A 14897-nucleotide genomic window follows, 5' to 3' on the forward strand; every position below is an offset into this window, starting at 1 on the left:
AAGATGATGCCGCCCTAAGGCGACATCATAGTGTTATTCTGAGATTCCCTGTAAAAGTTGAGCATAAGGAGAATCGGAAGGTAGCATGATGACTGTTTCATCATTTAGTGTTGTACGATAAGACTTCAGCGTTCGATAAAGCTCATAAAACTCTGGGTCTTGACTGAACGCTTCGTTATAGATCTTAGCTGCTTCAGCTTCCCCTTCTGCGACGATTTCTTGCGCATCAGCATCGGCTTTCGCAAGGATCGTAGCTACTTCTTTATCTGTCTCGGCTTTGATTCGGTCTGATTCAGCGTCCCCTTGAGACAGGTATTCTTGCGCTTTCGATTCACGCTCAGAAATCATTCTCTGGAAAACGGACTTTTCGTTCGCATCCGGAAGGTCGGTCCGTTTCATTCTGACGTCAGTAACTCTAATTCCATACGCGTCTCGATCGAGTAATTCGTTTACGCGGTCGCGTACACGGTTGTTAAAACTACCTCGGCTAGATTTTTCTTCATTAATAATTTCATCGTATGTTAACTGACCAAGCTCTGATCGAATAACGGAGAAGATGAATTCTCCCATCTTCGCTTCAGCATTTTCAATCGTTCGAGCATTACTGATCATACTCTGTGGATCTTTGACAGACCACACCGCATAGTTATCAACAGTCATCCGTTTTTTATCTTTGGTCGTGATTTCCTCTGGATTCACATCATACAGCATTTGATATTTTGGTAGTGTCGTAATCGATTGAATAAAAGGAATCTTAAAGTTTAAGCCAGGGCTCGTTTCAATTCGAACAACATCACCGAATTGACGGACAACCTTGTATTCGCCCTCTTTCACGACGAAGATGGAGCTGAAGATTCCGCCGATAATAAGAAGAAGTGCGATGATGAGGAGTGCGCTTTTAATCAGTTTAGATGGGTTGATGTTCTTTCGGTGCTCATCCATATTAAAAACGTTATTATCACTCATTCGATTCACTTCCTTTCGGCTTCGTTTCAGTCTTTGTTTCAGTTTTACCAGGCTGGATCGGAAGGTATTTCACAGTGTCTCCGCCTTCATCGGTAATGTAGATCTTCGTATCAGGTAGAACTTCTTCTAGCGTCTCTAGGATGAGACGTTTTTTCGTTACGTCAGGGTTATTCTTATACTCGTTGTATAGTGCATTAAATGTTGCAACGTCACCACGCGCTTGCTCGATACGCTGCGCCTTTTTACCTTGTGCTTTAGAAATACGCGCATCTTTCTGTCCTTCTACAACGCTTAGTTCCTGGTTTTTGTATTTTCTTGCCCCGTATATCGTCGTTTCCTTTTGCTCACGAGCGTCAACGACGTTTGTGAATGCTTTTCGAACTTCGTCGTTTGGTAACTCAACATCCTGTAGCTTTACGTCCAGGATCGAGATGCCGATTTCGTAGTCATCGATAAGCTTCGTGAGAATTTCACGAACGCTTCCTTCAATTTCGGCTTTACCAGAGGTGAGCGCTTCATCGATTTCTGAGCTTCCGATAACTCCTCGCAGTGAAGCAGATGTTGCGTTATAAAGGATTTCTTTAGGCTGATCAGAATAATAAAGGTATTTCTTAGGATTCGTGATTCGCCATTGTACGACGAGGTCAGCGAGAACGATGTTTTCGTCTCCAGTTACCATTTTCGTTTCTTTTGGAAAATCTACGATCTCTCCATCTTTTTCATCGTATCCAAACGTTAAACTAAACGTTTCTCTCGGTAATATATCAACTTTTTGTATTGGCCATGGCAACTTAAAATGAAGGCCAGCATCGCTAATCTCTTCATCTACTTTCCCAAATGTCATGATTACAGCTTGTTCGGATTCATCGACCGTATACCAGCTCGTAACGAGAACGAGTCCAAGCACTAGAAACAGGACGATAGATCCGGCGATCACTGCTATTCTTCTTTGTGACATTGACTTTCCCCCCTTGGTTTTGCTTGTAACAAGTATTACGTTTACTTGTTACAAAAAGTTTCATTTACATTAAAAATTATTTCACAGATTGTACGTAGTTGAACAGGGTGGATTTATCGCCTGACATCTCTCATAATAAAGGTAGAAGGAGAGTGGCTATGTTGAAAGTAGTATTTATCTGCACAGGGAACACATGTCGAAGTCCGATGGCGGAAGCGATCGTAAAACATAAAAACAGAAATATAGAAGTTAAATCTGCAGGCGTCTTCGCTGCAAATGGGTCCCCAGCGAGCCAACAGGTTGAAACCTTATTAAAAGATAAGAACATTTCCTTTTCTCATAGTGCTCGTTTACTAGACCGGGAGCTTGCAGAATGGGGGGACCTGCTCCTTACGATGACAGAAAGTCATAAAGCATTAGTTTTGAGAGATTTCCCAGAGCTATCGCATAAAGTAAGTACGTTAAAAGAGTATGCGTTTGGAGAAGAGATGTATGATCCTTATCAAAAAAAAGCAGCAGAACTCGAAACGAAGCGTGCCACTTTTGTACATGAACTGAATGGACTGAGTGGTGAAGAAGAAGAGAAGAAAAGAAAAGAATTTGAACAAGAGCTTATAAAAGAAATAAAGGAATTGGAAAAGTTAGAGAGTAGCCTACCTTCGATCGATATTTCAGATCCCTTCGGTGGATCGTTAGAGCACTATCATGAAACATATAATGAAATTGAAGATGCAATCGAACGATTAATCGAACGATTAAAAGAGGAAGATAATGAGGAGGATGAACGGTGAGAGTAGCAATCGGGGCGGATCACGCAGGAGTTATGATTAAGGATGACATTATTGGAGTGATAAAAGAATTAGGAATGGAGGTCATCGATCTTGGGTGTGATTGTAAAGAATCGGTGGATTATCCTGACTATGCGATTCCAGTAGCAGAGCATGTTGCGAATGGGACAGCGGACCGCGGTATCCTTATTTGTGGTACAGGCATCGGCATGTCGATCGCAGCCAATAAAGTTGAAGGTATTCGATGTGCGCTCGTTCATGACCTTTTTAGTGCAAAAGCAACGCGCCAGCATAATGATTCGAATGTACTTGCGATGGGCGAACGAATCATAGGACCAGGACTCGCGAAAGAAATCGCCAAAGTGTGGCTTGAAACAGAGTATGAAGGCGGTCGTCACGCAAAGCGCGTTGGTAAGATCACTGCTTACGAAACGAATTAAAGGAGGAATGAGCTATGGATGAGAAAATGGCTCAGCAGATTTCTCTGCATACCCGTGAAGCACTAGATGATTTACAAGTTGATGCACGCTTGTCTAAACAGCATCTGTTAGTGGTAGGGATGAGTTCGAGTGAAGTGATGGGAGAAAGAATCGGAACAGCAGGCACTACTTTTGCTGCTGAAGCTGTTTATGAAAGCATTGGGTCATTTCAGAATGAGACTGGTGTTAGCATCGCCTTTCAATGCTGTGAACATTTAAATCGTGCCCTTGTTGTAGAACGTGAAACAGCGGAAGCAAGAGGATACGAAATTGTAGCCGCTGTACCGACTGTAAAAGCGGGTGGCTCGATGGCGACGTATGCTTTTCAAAGAATGACTGACCCTGTCCTCGTTGAATTTATCTCAGCAGATGCAGGGATCGACATCGGTGATACGTTTATCGGCATGCATATTAGGCACGTGGCCGTTCCAGTCAGAGGCAGACACAAGATGATCGGACATGCTCACTTAACGATGGCAAGATCTCGTCCTAAGCTGATCGGGGGAGAACGAGCATCTTATCCAAGTAAGAATGAACATTGTTTCTAAGAGGTATTAATAGTGATCAGGAGAAGGCTATATCCTTCTTATAGCAGCAATAGGTACAAAAGCAGTAAGTGAAAAGGCGAACATTCGAAACATTTTGAGATTTAATATACGGTCTTCAAAATCTGTGATACAATGCAAGCGAGATTGATTCACGACTATTCAAATTATAAGGATAGAAATATGTGTGAGATAGAAAGGGGATATCAATGCAACAAGTAGCAAAGCATGATCAAGAGTTATTTCAGGCAATTCAGGACGAGCTAGGTAGACAACGTAGCAAAATTGAACTAATTGCATCAGAGAACTTTGTTTCTGAAGCTGTAATGAAAGCGCAAGGATCTGTCCTAACGAACAAATATGCAGAAGGCTACCCAGGGCGCCGTTACTACGGTGGTTGTGAATATGTAGATGTAGCTGAAAACATCGCAAGAGATCGCGCGAAGCAGTTATTTGGAGCAGACCATGTTAACGTACAGCCTCACTCTGGCGCACAAGCAAACATGGGCGTGTACTTCACTGTTCTAAATCATGGAGATACGGTTCTTGGTATGAACCTTTCACACGGAGGTCATCTCACACATGGAAGCCCTGTAAACTTCAGTGGTGTTCAATATAATTTTGTGGAATACGGTGTAGATAAAGAGACACATCGCATCGATTACGATGATGTGCTTGAGAAAGCAAAAGAACATCGTCCGAAATTGATCGTTGCAGGTGCGAGTGCATACCCTCGTGAGATCGACTTCAAGCGTTTTAGAGAGATCGCTGATGAAGTAGATGCTTATTTGATGGTCGATATGGCGCACATTGCTGGCCTTGTCGCAACTGGACACCATCCTAATCCAGTTCCATATGCAGATTTCGTAACAACAACGACTCACAAGACGCTTCGCGGTCCACGCGGTGGAATGATTCTTTGTAAAGAAGAATTCGCGAAGAAGATCGATAAGTCTATGTTCCCAGGTCTTCAAGGCGGTCCTCTCATGCACGTGATCGCTGCAAAGGCAGTGGCTTTTGGAGAAGCACTATCTGATGAATTCAAGCAATACTCTGAGAACATCATCAAGAATGCTAGAAAACTAGCTTCTTCTCTTGAAAAGGAAGGCATTAACCTAGTCTCAAATGGAACGGATAACCATCTCGTACTATTAGACCTTCAAAGCTTAGACATTACTGGAAAAGTTGCTGAAAAAGCGCTTGATGATATCGGTATTACTACGAATAAAAATACAATTCCGTTCGATCCACAAAGTCCTTTCGTAACGAGCGGACTCCGTATCGGAACGGCTGCAGTTACGTCACGTGGCTTCGGTGAGCAAGAAATGGAAGAAATCGCAAGTATCATGAGCGACGTTCTTCACAACATTGAAGACGAAGCTGTGCTTAAGAAAGCGGAGCAGCGTGTCATTGATCTAACAAATAAATTTCCAATGTATGAAGATCTTTCCTATTAATAGTAAAGATTGAAAACACCCAGGGGCTATCGAGTACATTCGATAGCCTTTTTTTACTGTCTTCGCATTGCATATGACCTATTTTCGATCAATGAGTGCGAATATTTTATCATCTTAGAAAACCTTGAATAAGTCCTCGTTTTTCTGTAAAATTGCGAAGAAGATTGTGGAACGATACTAAAATGAGAAGGGGAGATTGTACAAATGGGTAAAGTATACGTGTTCGATCATCCATTGATTCAGCATAAGCTTACATACATTCGAGACGAGAAAACAGGCACTAAGGAATTTCGTGAATTGGTCGATGAAGTTGCTGCTCTGATGGCTTATGAAATTACGAGAGAACTTCCAACTGAGGAAGTCATTGTGAAGACTCCTGTAACTGAAGCGAAATCGAAAGTCCTTTCAGGTAAAAAACTCGGACTTGTTCCGATTCTAAGAGCTGGACTCGGTATGACAGACGGAATCCTTAAGCTTATTCCTGCTGCAAAAGTAGGACACGTTGGACTTTACCGTGACCCTGAAACACTTCAGCCGGTTGAATACTACGTAAAGCTCCCTGCAGACATTGAGGAACGTGAATTCATCGTGATCGACCCGATGCTTGCTACTGGCGGATCCGCTGTTGAAGCGATCAACTCGATCAAGAAGCGCGGTGCACAAAACATCAAGATGATGTGCTTGATCGCAGCTCCAGAAGGTGTTGAACTTCTTCAAGAAGCTCATCCAGATGTAGACATTTTCATCGCTGGTCTCGATGAAAAACTAAACGAAAAAGGATATATTGTTCCTGGACTAGGCGACGCTGGTGATCGTCTTTATGGAACGAAGTAATCGAGAACCTCTCCAACATGGAGAGGTTTTTCTTTTGCTATCAGAAATGTAGTGACTTCCGCTCCAGGATGCTCGCTTTCCGCGGGGCAGAGGGAGCCTCCTCGTCTCTAACGCTCCTGCGGACCCGTCCCGCACATTCCGCAGGAGTCGACCATCCTTCCCCTCCAAATCAATGTCACTAAACTTCACTCAAACCCGGTCCTTTTAAAAGCAAATTAGTGACAGAAGTAAAAAGTAGTTACTTGAACGTTGAAGGAAAGGTTAGCTTCGCTTTATCTTGTTGGGGTCTGTACTATTCACAAACTGAAAAGATTATAAAAATCTTACAAGCTAACCCTCTTCTAATTAGAACGGTTTTTGTTTTAAAAACTGTCCCACTCACATAAAATGTGAAAAAAAAGTGACAATATTGTTCGAGTTTATCCGCTAAATTTTACCTCTTTTCTATATAAGGTTTCGCAGAAGACTTGAAAGCGTTATAATCCTTGTGTATATGGGGATTTTGGGACGCATTTCGATTTGTGAAGTTCATCACACCATTTGCTTGAAACACATTGACATGGTTGGATGCCTATTGTATCCTTACAAAGGGTATAGTGATAAGGTTTTCATCCGCGCAGGAGAGACGATCTCTCCCTAAACTAACCTCAACAGAAAAGGGGCGCTTCATTTGAAGGCGATGGCACTTTACTCAACCATCCTGTCTTACCTTGTCGGATCGATACTCACAGGGATCTTCCTTGGAAAATGGATGGACAGCCTTTTCGACACTTTTCCACTTTTTCTTGTCATCGGACTCCTATTAGGGCTCGGTGGAGGAATATATGGACTAGTTCGTCTTCTACATAAGTTTACAGGGGAAGATTAAATGACAGAATATAAACAACATTTCCGCCGCTACTTACAATACACCCTGTATCTGCTCGCAATCTTCGTTCTAGGTTGGGGAGTTACCTCAAGCAAAGCATTATTCCTCGGGTTAATACTAGGAACCATATTTAGTATTTATAACCTATTCAACATGTTCCGTAAAATAAATCGACTTGGACAAGCTGCTGAAGAAGGGAAGAAAGCAAAATCTCTAGGCTTCTTAACAAGGTTAGCTGTGGCTGGACTAGCTGTTGCAATCGCGACTCGATATCCGGAACTGTTCAACTTGCTAGGTGTGGTAATTGGGTTGATGGTGACCTACATTATCATTCTCATAGATTCAATACTTCAAATACGCTTTAAGTAGGAAGAGAGGTGAAAAGCTGTTGGAACATAATGCACCTACAACTGGCGAAATATTAGGCATTACTTTTAATCTTTCCAATGTACTCATGATCACGATCGCATCCGCTATCGTTTTCATCCTTGCAGTTGTAGCAACTCGCTCACTAGCAATGCGACCAACTGGTTTGCAGAACTTTATCGAGTGGGTGATGGACTTTGTGAAAGGTCTGATCTCAAGCACCATGGACTGGCAAACAGGAGGACGATTCTTGTTTCTTGGGATGACGCTACTCATGTATATCTTCGTCTCAAACATGCTTGGTCTTCCATTCGCCATTTCGTTTAATGACGAACTATGGTGGAAGTCTCCAACTGCAGACCCGACGATCACGCTGACACTAGCAACGATGGTCGTGGTGCTCACACACTATTACGGTGTGAAAATGAAAGGTGCAAAGGAATACGGTAAAGGATTCTTTACCCCAATGAAATTCCTATTTCCTTTCAAGTTAATCGAGGAATTTTCAAACACATTGACGCTTGGTCTTCGTCTTTACGGAAACATATTTGCCGGTGAGATCTTGCTTGGACTCCTAGCTGGACTTGGAGCTGCAGGAATCGGCGGAGCGCTTGGAGCCTTTCTTCCTATGCTCGCATGGCAAGGATTCAGTATCTTTGTCGGTACAATTCAGGCGTTTATCTTTGTAATGCTAACCATGGTTTACATGGCACACAAAGTGGCAGACGACCACTAAAGAACAGTATTAATGAACTTTTCATTATATAAAAAATCTATTTTTATGAATATTAAGGAGGAAATTTAGCATGGGTTTAATCGCAGCTGCAATTGCAGTAGGTCTAGCGGCAGTAGGTGCCGGTATTGGTAACGGTCTTATCGTAGGACGTACAGTAGAGGGAATCGCTCGTCAACCAGAACTTAGAGGTACTCTTCAAACTACAATGTTCATCGGTATCGCACTAGTTGAGGCACTTCCGATCATCGGTGTAGTAATCGCATTTATCGTAATGGGTCAATAATTACTTACGAAACTTTATAGAAAAATCGTAACGTTTCATGATGGCGGAGAAAGTTTCGAAATGAAACCTTCGCCATTCGTTTTGTATGATCTCTGAAGGGAGTGAACACGTTGTTCAACAGTCTAATTCTTGGAGCTGGCACAGGAATTCACGCTGGTGATATCCTTTATCAGCTTTTCGCATTTATCGTGCTTCTTGCTCTATTGAAAAAGTTCGCTTGGGGCCCGTTGATGGGTATCATGAAAGAACGAGAACAGCATATCGCTAATGAAATCGAATCTGCTGAAAAGAACCGTAAAGAAGCTGAAGCTTACTTAAATGAACAGCGCGAAGAAATGAAGCGTGTTCGTCAAGAAGCGCAAACTATGCTTGAGAACCAAAAGAAAATGGCTGACCAAAAAGGTCAGGAAATGATTGAAGCAGCACGTCTTGAGGCTGAACGCTTGAAAGAAGCAGCAACAGCTGACATCGCTCGTGAACGTGAAACTGCTGTAGCATCACTGCGCGAGCAGGTTGCATCTCTATCTGTAATGATCGCTTCCAAAGTTGTTGAGAAGGAACTGGACGAGCGTTCACAGCAGAAGCTGATCGATGACTACCTTTATCAGGCAGGCGGTCAGAAACGAGCAGGGACCTTGAAGTAATCGCAAAACGTTATGCTAACGCTCTTTTTGAAATTGCTCATGAGCAAGGAACCGTTGAGCAAGTGAAGCAAGAGCTTGCAGTCGTTAACGATGTATTCAATGAAACTGACGACTTGATGGAAGTGTTCGCACATCCTAAGTTTACAAATGCGCAAAAGAAAGAAGTCATCCAAAACAGCTTTGGAAAGTCACTTTCAGCGCCAGTTTTAAATACGCTTCTCACATTGGTTGAACGAGATCGTATCGCGATCGTTTTCGATCTCATCAACCACTATCATATGTTCGCAAATGAGCAGCAGCAAACAGCTGCAGCTAAAGTGTATTCTGTAATGCCTCTTTCAGAGGAAGAGCAGAACAAGATCTCTGCAGTTTTTGCAGAACGAGTAGGCAAGAAAACACTTCAAATCGAAAACGTGATCGACCCAACTTTGATCGGTGGTATCAAAGTCCGTGTCGGAAATCGCATTTTTGATGGAAGTATCAGCGGTAAACTTAAACGCATGGAACGTCAATTAGTTTCAGCGAAAGGCTAGAAGATAGGGGTGAATATGCATGAGCATCAATGCTGAAGAAATCAGTACTCTGATAAAGCAACAGATCTCAGATTATCAAGCTGATATTAAAGTTGATGATGTAGGTACCGTAATCCAAATTGGTGACGGTATCGCTCGTGCCCACGGTCTTGATAACGTGATGGCAGGAGAACTTGTTGAATTTTCAAATGGTGTAATGGGTATGGCTCAGAACCTGGAAGAAAATAACGTAGGTATCATTATTCTTGGACCTTACACGGATATTCGTGAAGGTGACGAAGTTCGTCGTACTGGCCGTATTATGGAGGTTCCAGTTGGTGAAGAGCTTCTTGGCCGTGTTGTTAACCCTCTTGGACAGCCTGTTGATGGACAGGGTCCACTTGGTACTTCAAAAACACGCCCAATCGAAAGTCCGGCTCCAGGTGTTATGGATCGTAAATCCGTACACGAGCCTCTTCAAACAGGAATCAAAGCGATTGACTCTCTTATTCCAATCGGACGTGGACAGCGTGAGTTGATCATCGGTGACCGTCAGACTGGTAAGACATCAATTGCGATCGATACAATTCTTAACCAAAAAGAAGAAGACATGATCTGTATCTATGTTGCGATCGGGCAAAAAGAATCTACGGTTCGTGGTGTTGTTGAAACACTTCGTAAGCAGGGTGCACTTGATTACACAATCGTTGTAACGGCATCTGCATCTCAGCCGGCTCCACTTCTTTTCCTAGCACCATATGCTGGTGTAACGATGGGTGAAGACTTCATGTATAACGGCAAGCACGTTCTTGTTGTATACGATGACTTAACAAAGCAGGCTTCTGCATACCGTGAACTTTCCCTATTGCTACGTCGTCCTCCAGGTCGTGAAGCATATCCAGGGGATGTATTCTATCTTCACTCCCGCTTACTTGAGCGTGCAGCGAAGCTTAGTGATGCAAAAGGAGGAGGCTCACTAACAGCCCTTCCATTTATTGAAACGCAAGCTGGTGACGTATCAGCTTATATCCCAACAAACGTTATTTCCATCACGGATGGACAGATCTTCCTTCAATCTGACCTCTTCTTCTCGGGTGTACGTCCGGCGGTTAACGCAGGTCTTTCCGTATCCCGTGTAGGTGGATCCGCTCAGATTAAAGCGATGAAGAAGGTTGCGGGTACACTCCGTCTTGACCTTGCATCTTATCGTGAACTAGAAGCATTTGCTCAGTTTGGTTCTGACCTTGATAAAGCGACTCAGGCTAAGCTAAACCGTGGTGCACGTACAGTTGAAGTACTGAAGCAGGGACTTAACAAGCCGCTAGCAGTAGAGAAGCAGGTTGCGATCCTTTACGCATTGACTCGCGGATTCCTTGATGATATTCCTGTTGAAGACATTCAGCGTTTTGAATCAGAAATGATGACTTGGATCGAACACAATAAGAAAGATCTTTTCAATACAATTCGCGAAACAAAAGCTCTTCCAGACGAAAAAGAATTCAACGCAGCAATCGAAGAATTCAAAAAGAGCTTCGCAGTTTCTGAATAAGAGGGATGCGGCGGAAACGCCGCGGCCAGCTTAAAAGGTGGTGAAAATGAGTGGCATCTTTACGCGATATTAAGTCGAGAATTACATCGACTAAGAAGACAAAGCAGATTACAAAAGCGATGCAGATGGTTTCAGCAGCGAAACTTAACCGTGCAGAAATGAATGCAAAGTCATTCGTTCCTTACATGGAAAAGATTCAAGATGTTGTAGCTAGTATCGCTACTGGGTCAAGCGGCGCTAGTCATCCGATGCTTGAAAGTCGTGACGTCAAGAAGACAGGTTATGTTGTTATCACATCTGACCGTGGTCTAGCGGGCGCATACAACAGCTCGGTTCTACGCCATGTATATCGAACGATCAATGAACGTCATAGCTCAAAAGACGAGTATGCCATCATCGTAGTTGGTAAAGTAGGACTATCCTTCTTTAAAAAACGCGATATGCCTGTAGTGGAAAGCATCGTTGGTCTTGCTGACCAGCCTTCCTTTGCAGACATTAAAGACATTGCATCTAGAACGGTTAAGATGTTTGAAGATGGTGCCTTCGATGAGCTTTATATGTACTATAACCACTATGTAAGTGCCATTCAGCAAGATTTAACGGAGAAGAAGCTTCTTCCGTTAACGGATATTGAGACAGGTGAAAGTAAGTCACTCGCTAGCTATGAGTACGAGCCTTCTGAAGAAGAAATTCTTGAAGTCCTGCTTCCTCAATATGCTGAAAGCTTGATCTACGGTGCGCTTCTCGATGCAAAAGCAGCAGAGCACGCTTCCCGTATGACAGCGATGAGAAGTGCGACTGACAATGCAGACGACCTCATCGGCAGCCTTACACTTTCTTACAACCGTGCGCGTCAGGCAGCGATCACTCAGGAATTAACTGAGATTGTTAGTGGGGCAGCGGCATTAGAATAATAACGAAAAGCGAAAGTGGCCGTTAAGGCCCGAAAAGCGCTGGAAGCTTTTAAAATGAACACGATTTTTGTGTTCAGGTTAAAAGGTGAAGCGATCGAGGGACTGGCCACTGTAGCTAGACACTTATCTGAGATAAATGCTTTATTTCAAAAGCACTTAAAGCAAGTTAGGAGGGAACAGGATGAACAAGGGATACATTACCCAGGTTATGGGTCCGGTTGTAGACGTAAAGTTCGATAGCGGAAAGCTTCCAGAAATCTACAACGCCCTTACAGTTAACTATAAAGCGGAATCCGGTGACGAGAAGAGCATGGATCTTACGCTTGAAGTCGCGCTTCACCTTGGCGATGACTCTGTTCGTACCGTAGCGATGGGTTCAACAGATGGTCTTGTACGTGGAGTTGAAACGATTGATACAGGTGCACCGATCTCCGTTCCAGTTGGAGATATTACACTAGGACGTGTATTTAACGTACTAGGAGAAAACATTGACCTTGACGAAGCACTAAGTGCTGACGTTCGTCGTGACCCTATTCACCGTCAAGCTCCTACATTTGAAAACCTTGCAACATCTACTGAGATCCTTGAAACAGGAATCAAAGTAGTAGACCTTCTTGCTCCATACGTAAAAGGTGGTAAGATCGGTCTGTTTGGTGGTGCAGGTGTAGGTAAAACAGTACTTATCCAGGAACTGATCAACAACATCGCACAGGAACACGGCGGTATCTCCGTATTCGCAGGTGTTGGTGAGCGTACTCGTGAAGGTAACGACCTTTACTACGAGATGACAGATTCCGGAGTTATTAAGAAAACTGCAATGGTATTCGGTCAGATGAACGAACCACCAGGTGCACGTATGCGTGTTGCCCTTTCTGGTCTGACAATGGCAGAATACTTCCGTGATGAGCAAGGACAAGACGTTCTACTCTTCATCGATAACATTTACCGCTTTACTCAGGCAGGTTCTGAGGTATCCGCATTGCTTGGCCGTATGCCATCAGCAGTAGGTTACCAGCCGACACTTGCAACTGAGATGGGCCAACTTCAGGAACGTATCACATCGACTAACAAAGGTTCCGTAACTTCCATTCAGGCAATTTACGTGCCAGCCGATGACTATACTGACCCGGCTCCAGCGACAACGTTCGCTCACCTTGATGCTACGACGAACCTTGAGCGTAAGCTATCTGAGCAAGGTATCTACCCAGCGGTGGATCCACTTGCATCAACTTCTCGTGCACTTTCTCCAGAAGTTGTTGGTGAAGAACACTATACTGTTGCTCGTGAAGTTCAGCAGACGCTACAGCGTTATAAAGAGCTTCAAGATATCATCGCAATCCTTGGTATGGATGAGCTTTCTGACGAAGATAAGCTAACTGTTGCGCGTGCTCGTCGCATTCAGTTCTTCCTTTCTCAGAACTTCCACGTTGCTGAACAGTTCACTGGTCAGCCAGGATCTTACGTACCGGTTAAAGAAACGATCAAAGGATTCAAAGAAATCCTTGACGGCAAACACGACGACATCCCTGAGGATGCATTCCGTCTAGTAGGCCGCATCGAAGAAGTAGTAGAAAAAGCAGAACAAATGGCATAAAGAAAAGCGGAATGAGCCGTTTAAATCCGTAGGATGTTGGAGCCCGTGAGGATGAGACGATTTGTGTCTCAACCGAAGGGGCGAAACAGCCGGAGGATTTGGCTCATGCAGCTAGACATTAAAGAAAAGCGGAGGCGACCGCCTAGGCCCGACAAGCGCTGGAGCCTTTTCAAGGGAACACGTTCTTTGCGTTCAATTGAAAAGGTGAAGCGACTCGAGGGCCTGGGAGCCGCAGCTAGACATGGAGCAACGGCGCAAAGAGACTTCTCTAGCCCACGCTACCGATGTCTAGCTCCAGCGCCTACCCCCTCTAGGTCTTAAGTCAATCATCATTGCGGCAAAGAACGCCACATTGATGCTCGCCTTAAGCTCGTCGGGGGTGACCAAGGCGCTTACGCTTTTCAATCATTACCACACCCAGGGAGGGGTACGATGAATACATTGGAAGTCAGTGTAGTCACCCCTGACGGCCCGGTATACCAAGGGGAAGCTGAATTAGTCAGTGTAAAAGCGCAGAGCGGAGAGCTCGGCATTTTACCTGGTCACATTCCGCTTGTTGCCCCTCTTACCATCAATGCAGTTCGCTTCAAAAATGGAGCTGATACTCATGTACTGGCCGTTAGCGGTGGGTTTGTTGAAGTAAGACCTAAGCAAGTAACAATCCTTGCAGAATCTGCTGAAAACCCTTCTGAAATCGACGTTGAACGCGCTCGTGCAGCAAAGGAAAGAGCAGAGCAGCGCCTGAACCAGGCAAAGCAGGATAATGTTGACTTTAGACGTGCTGAGCTAGCACTTAAGCGTGCAGTAAACCGTCTAGATCTTGCAAAGAAATAATACAGATACGCTAAAAGCATCAGAGTTTATTCTCTGATGCTTTTTTATAATCTTCTTTTGTTATACCCTCAAGATTATCTTCATGAAACACAACGTTCCACCCAGAATCTACTTTTATGAAATGACTTTGAGATAAATAGTCTGAAGGGTATTTTTCCAATAAATTTTCAACTAGAGTTTTTAGCTGAGCAATATTTTCTTTCGAAAGGTTTTGTTCACTCTCTAAAACGGTATTCATTGTCCTGAAGAACACTTGCTTTTCTTCCTCATCTGCACGTTTTTTAAAATAACCCCACATATGCTCGAGGGTCGTCCGCATACCTTTTTTAGTATGAGGCAACTGTTCAGCTTCTCCAATCATCGTATATACATTAAACAAATCATCGATCGAATGCGCCTCTTTAAAAGCAGCACCGATTCGTTTGTAGTGCTCATATCCTTTCGCCATCACACTATATTTATTTCTTGCCCAAAGTTTTTCTGTTACTTTTCTCATTTCTTTATACGAAATACTGATCACCTCTGTTCGAAATTTTAAAAAAACTTTTTCAGAAAAGCAAGAATAATGGT

General features: G+C 43.6%; 18 protein-coding genes. 15 read left to right on the top strand and 3 right to left on the bottom strand.

Annotation, left to right across the window (positions count from 1 at the left end; all coding sequences use genetic code 11):
- Positions 1-33 precede the first annotated feature (33 nt).
- Both hflC and hflK read right to left on the bottom strand, forming a co-directional pair.
- Entirely contained in the window at positions 34-966 is a 933-nt protein-coding gene (gene hflC, locus ACXADT_RS04875; RefSeq protein WP_474833402.1) for a protease modulator HflC, read from the bottom strand.
- Positions 959-1924, bottom strand: a complete 966-nt coding sequence (gene hflK / locus ACXADT_RS04880) for an FtsH protease activity modulator HflK (protein ID WP_270180386.1) — start codon at positions 1922-1924, stop codon at positions 959-961. Before hflK ends, hflC begins: the two co-directional genes overlap by 8 nt.
- 158 nt (positions 1925-2082) lie before the next feature.
- Between hflK and ACXADT_RS04885 the strand changes: the two genes are divergently transcribed.
- From ACXADT_RS04885 to ACXADT_RS04955, 15 genes are all read left to right on the top strand, one after another.
- Complete coding sequence (locus ACXADT_RS04885) at positions 2083-2715, top strand: low molecular weight protein arginine phosphatase (RefSeq protein ID WP_270180385.1); 633 nt, start codon at positions 2083-2085, stop codon at positions 2713-2715.
- On the top strand, positions 2712-3152 hold the full coding sequence (gene rpiB, locus ACXADT_RS04890) for a ribose 5-phosphate isomerase B (protein ID WP_474810012.1): 441 nt from the start codon (positions 2712-2714) through the stop codon (positions 3150-3152). Before ACXADT_RS04885 ends, rpiB begins: the two co-directional genes overlap by 4 nt.
- A 14-nt stretch (positions 3153-3166) precedes the next feature.
- A complete protein-coding gene (locus ACXADT_RS04895) occupies positions 3167-3739 on the top strand; it encodes a TIGR01440 family protein (RefSeq protein ID WP_474810015.1) in 573 nt (190 codons plus the stop codon).
- A 206-nt stretch (positions 3740-3945) separates the two neighbouring features.
- Positions 3946-5193 (top strand): serine hydroxymethyltransferase, encoded by a 1248-nt coding sequence (gene glyA / locus ACXADT_RS04900; protein WP_474810017.1) that lies wholly within the window; start codon positions 3946-3948, stop codon positions 5191-5193.
- Between the two features lie 204 nt (positions 5194-5397).
- Positions 5398-6027, top strand: coding sequence for a uracil phosphoribosyltransferase (upp, locus tag ACXADT_RS04905; RefSeq protein WP_270180381.1), 630 nt, complete (start codon positions 5398-5400; stop codon positions 6025-6027).
- A 679-nt stretch (positions 6028-6706) separates the two neighbouring features.
- Complete coding sequence (locus tag ACXADT_RS04910) at positions 6707-6895, top strand: AtpZ/AtpI family protein (protein WP_270180638.1); 189 nt, start codon at positions 6707-6709, stop codon at positions 6893-6895.
- Positions 6896-7264, top strand: coding sequence for an ATP synthase subunit I (locus tag ACXADT_RS04915; protein ID WP_270180380.1), 369 nt, complete (start codon positions 6896-6898; stop codon positions 7262-7264).
- 19 nt (positions 7265-7283) lie between these two features.
- Positions 7284-7997, top strand: coding sequence for a F0F1 ATP synthase subunit A (gene atpB / locus ACXADT_RS04920; protein WP_270180379.1), 714 nt, complete (start codon positions 7284-7286; stop codon positions 7995-7997).
- A 70-nt stretch (positions 7998-8067) separates the two neighbouring features.
- Complete coding sequence (atpE, locus tag ACXADT_RS04925) at positions 8068-8280, top strand: F0F1 ATP synthase subunit C (protein WP_224884350.1); 213 nt, start codon at positions 8068-8070, stop codon at positions 8278-8280.
- Between the two features lie 110 nt (positions 8281-8390).
- Positions 8391-8924, top strand: a complete 534-nt coding sequence (atpF, locus tag ACXADT_RS04930; protein WP_474835820.1) for a F0F1 ATP synthase subunit B — start codon at positions 8391-8393, stop codon at positions 8922-8924.
- Positions 8924-9457 carry a F0F1 ATP synthase subunit delta gene (locus tag ACXADT_RS04935; protein ID WP_474835866.1) on the top strand — a complete coding sequence of 178 codons (534 nt, stop codon included), beginning with the start codon at positions 8924-8926 and terminating at the stop codon, positions 9455-9457. The genes atpF and ACXADT_RS04935 overlap by 1 nt, the downstream gene beginning before the upstream one ends.
- Positions 9458-9476: 19 nt before the next feature.
- Positions 9477-10985, top strand: coding sequence for a F0F1 ATP synthase subunit alpha (gene atpA / locus ACXADT_RS04940; RefSeq protein WP_270180376.1), 1509 nt, complete (start codon positions 9477-9479; stop codon positions 10983-10985).
- Positions 10986-11035: 50 nt separating this feature from the next.
- Complete coding sequence (locus ACXADT_RS04945) at positions 11036-11899, top strand: F0F1 ATP synthase subunit gamma (RefSeq protein WP_270180375.1); 864 nt, start codon at positions 11036-11038, stop codon at positions 11897-11899.
- 181 nt (positions 11900-12080) lie between these two features.
- Positions 12081-13493, top strand: coding sequence for a F0F1 ATP synthase subunit beta (atpD, locus tag ACXADT_RS04950; RefSeq protein ID WP_270180374.1), 1413 nt, complete (start codon positions 12081-12083; stop codon positions 13491-13493).
- A gap of 432 nt (positions 13494-13925) precedes the next feature.
- On the top strand, positions 13926-14327 hold the full coding sequence (locus ACXADT_RS04955; RefSeq protein WP_270180373.1) for a F0F1 ATP synthase subunit epsilon: 402 nt from the start codon (positions 13926-13928) through the stop codon (positions 14325-14327).
- Positions 14328-14346: 19 nt separating this feature from the next.
- Here the strand turns inward: ACXADT_RS04955 and ACXADT_RS04960 are convergent, their stop codons facing one another.
- The gene (locus tag ACXADT_RS04960) at positions 14347-14823 is read right to left on the bottom strand and encodes a YbgA family protein (RefSeq protein ID WP_474833407.1); all 477 of its coding nucleotides are present in this window, start codon (positions 14821-14823) and stop codon (positions 14347-14349) included.
- Positions 14824-14897: the final 74 nt, after the last annotated feature.

It is taken from the genome of Anaerobacillus sp. ABR4_321 (genome assembly GCF_056158505.1).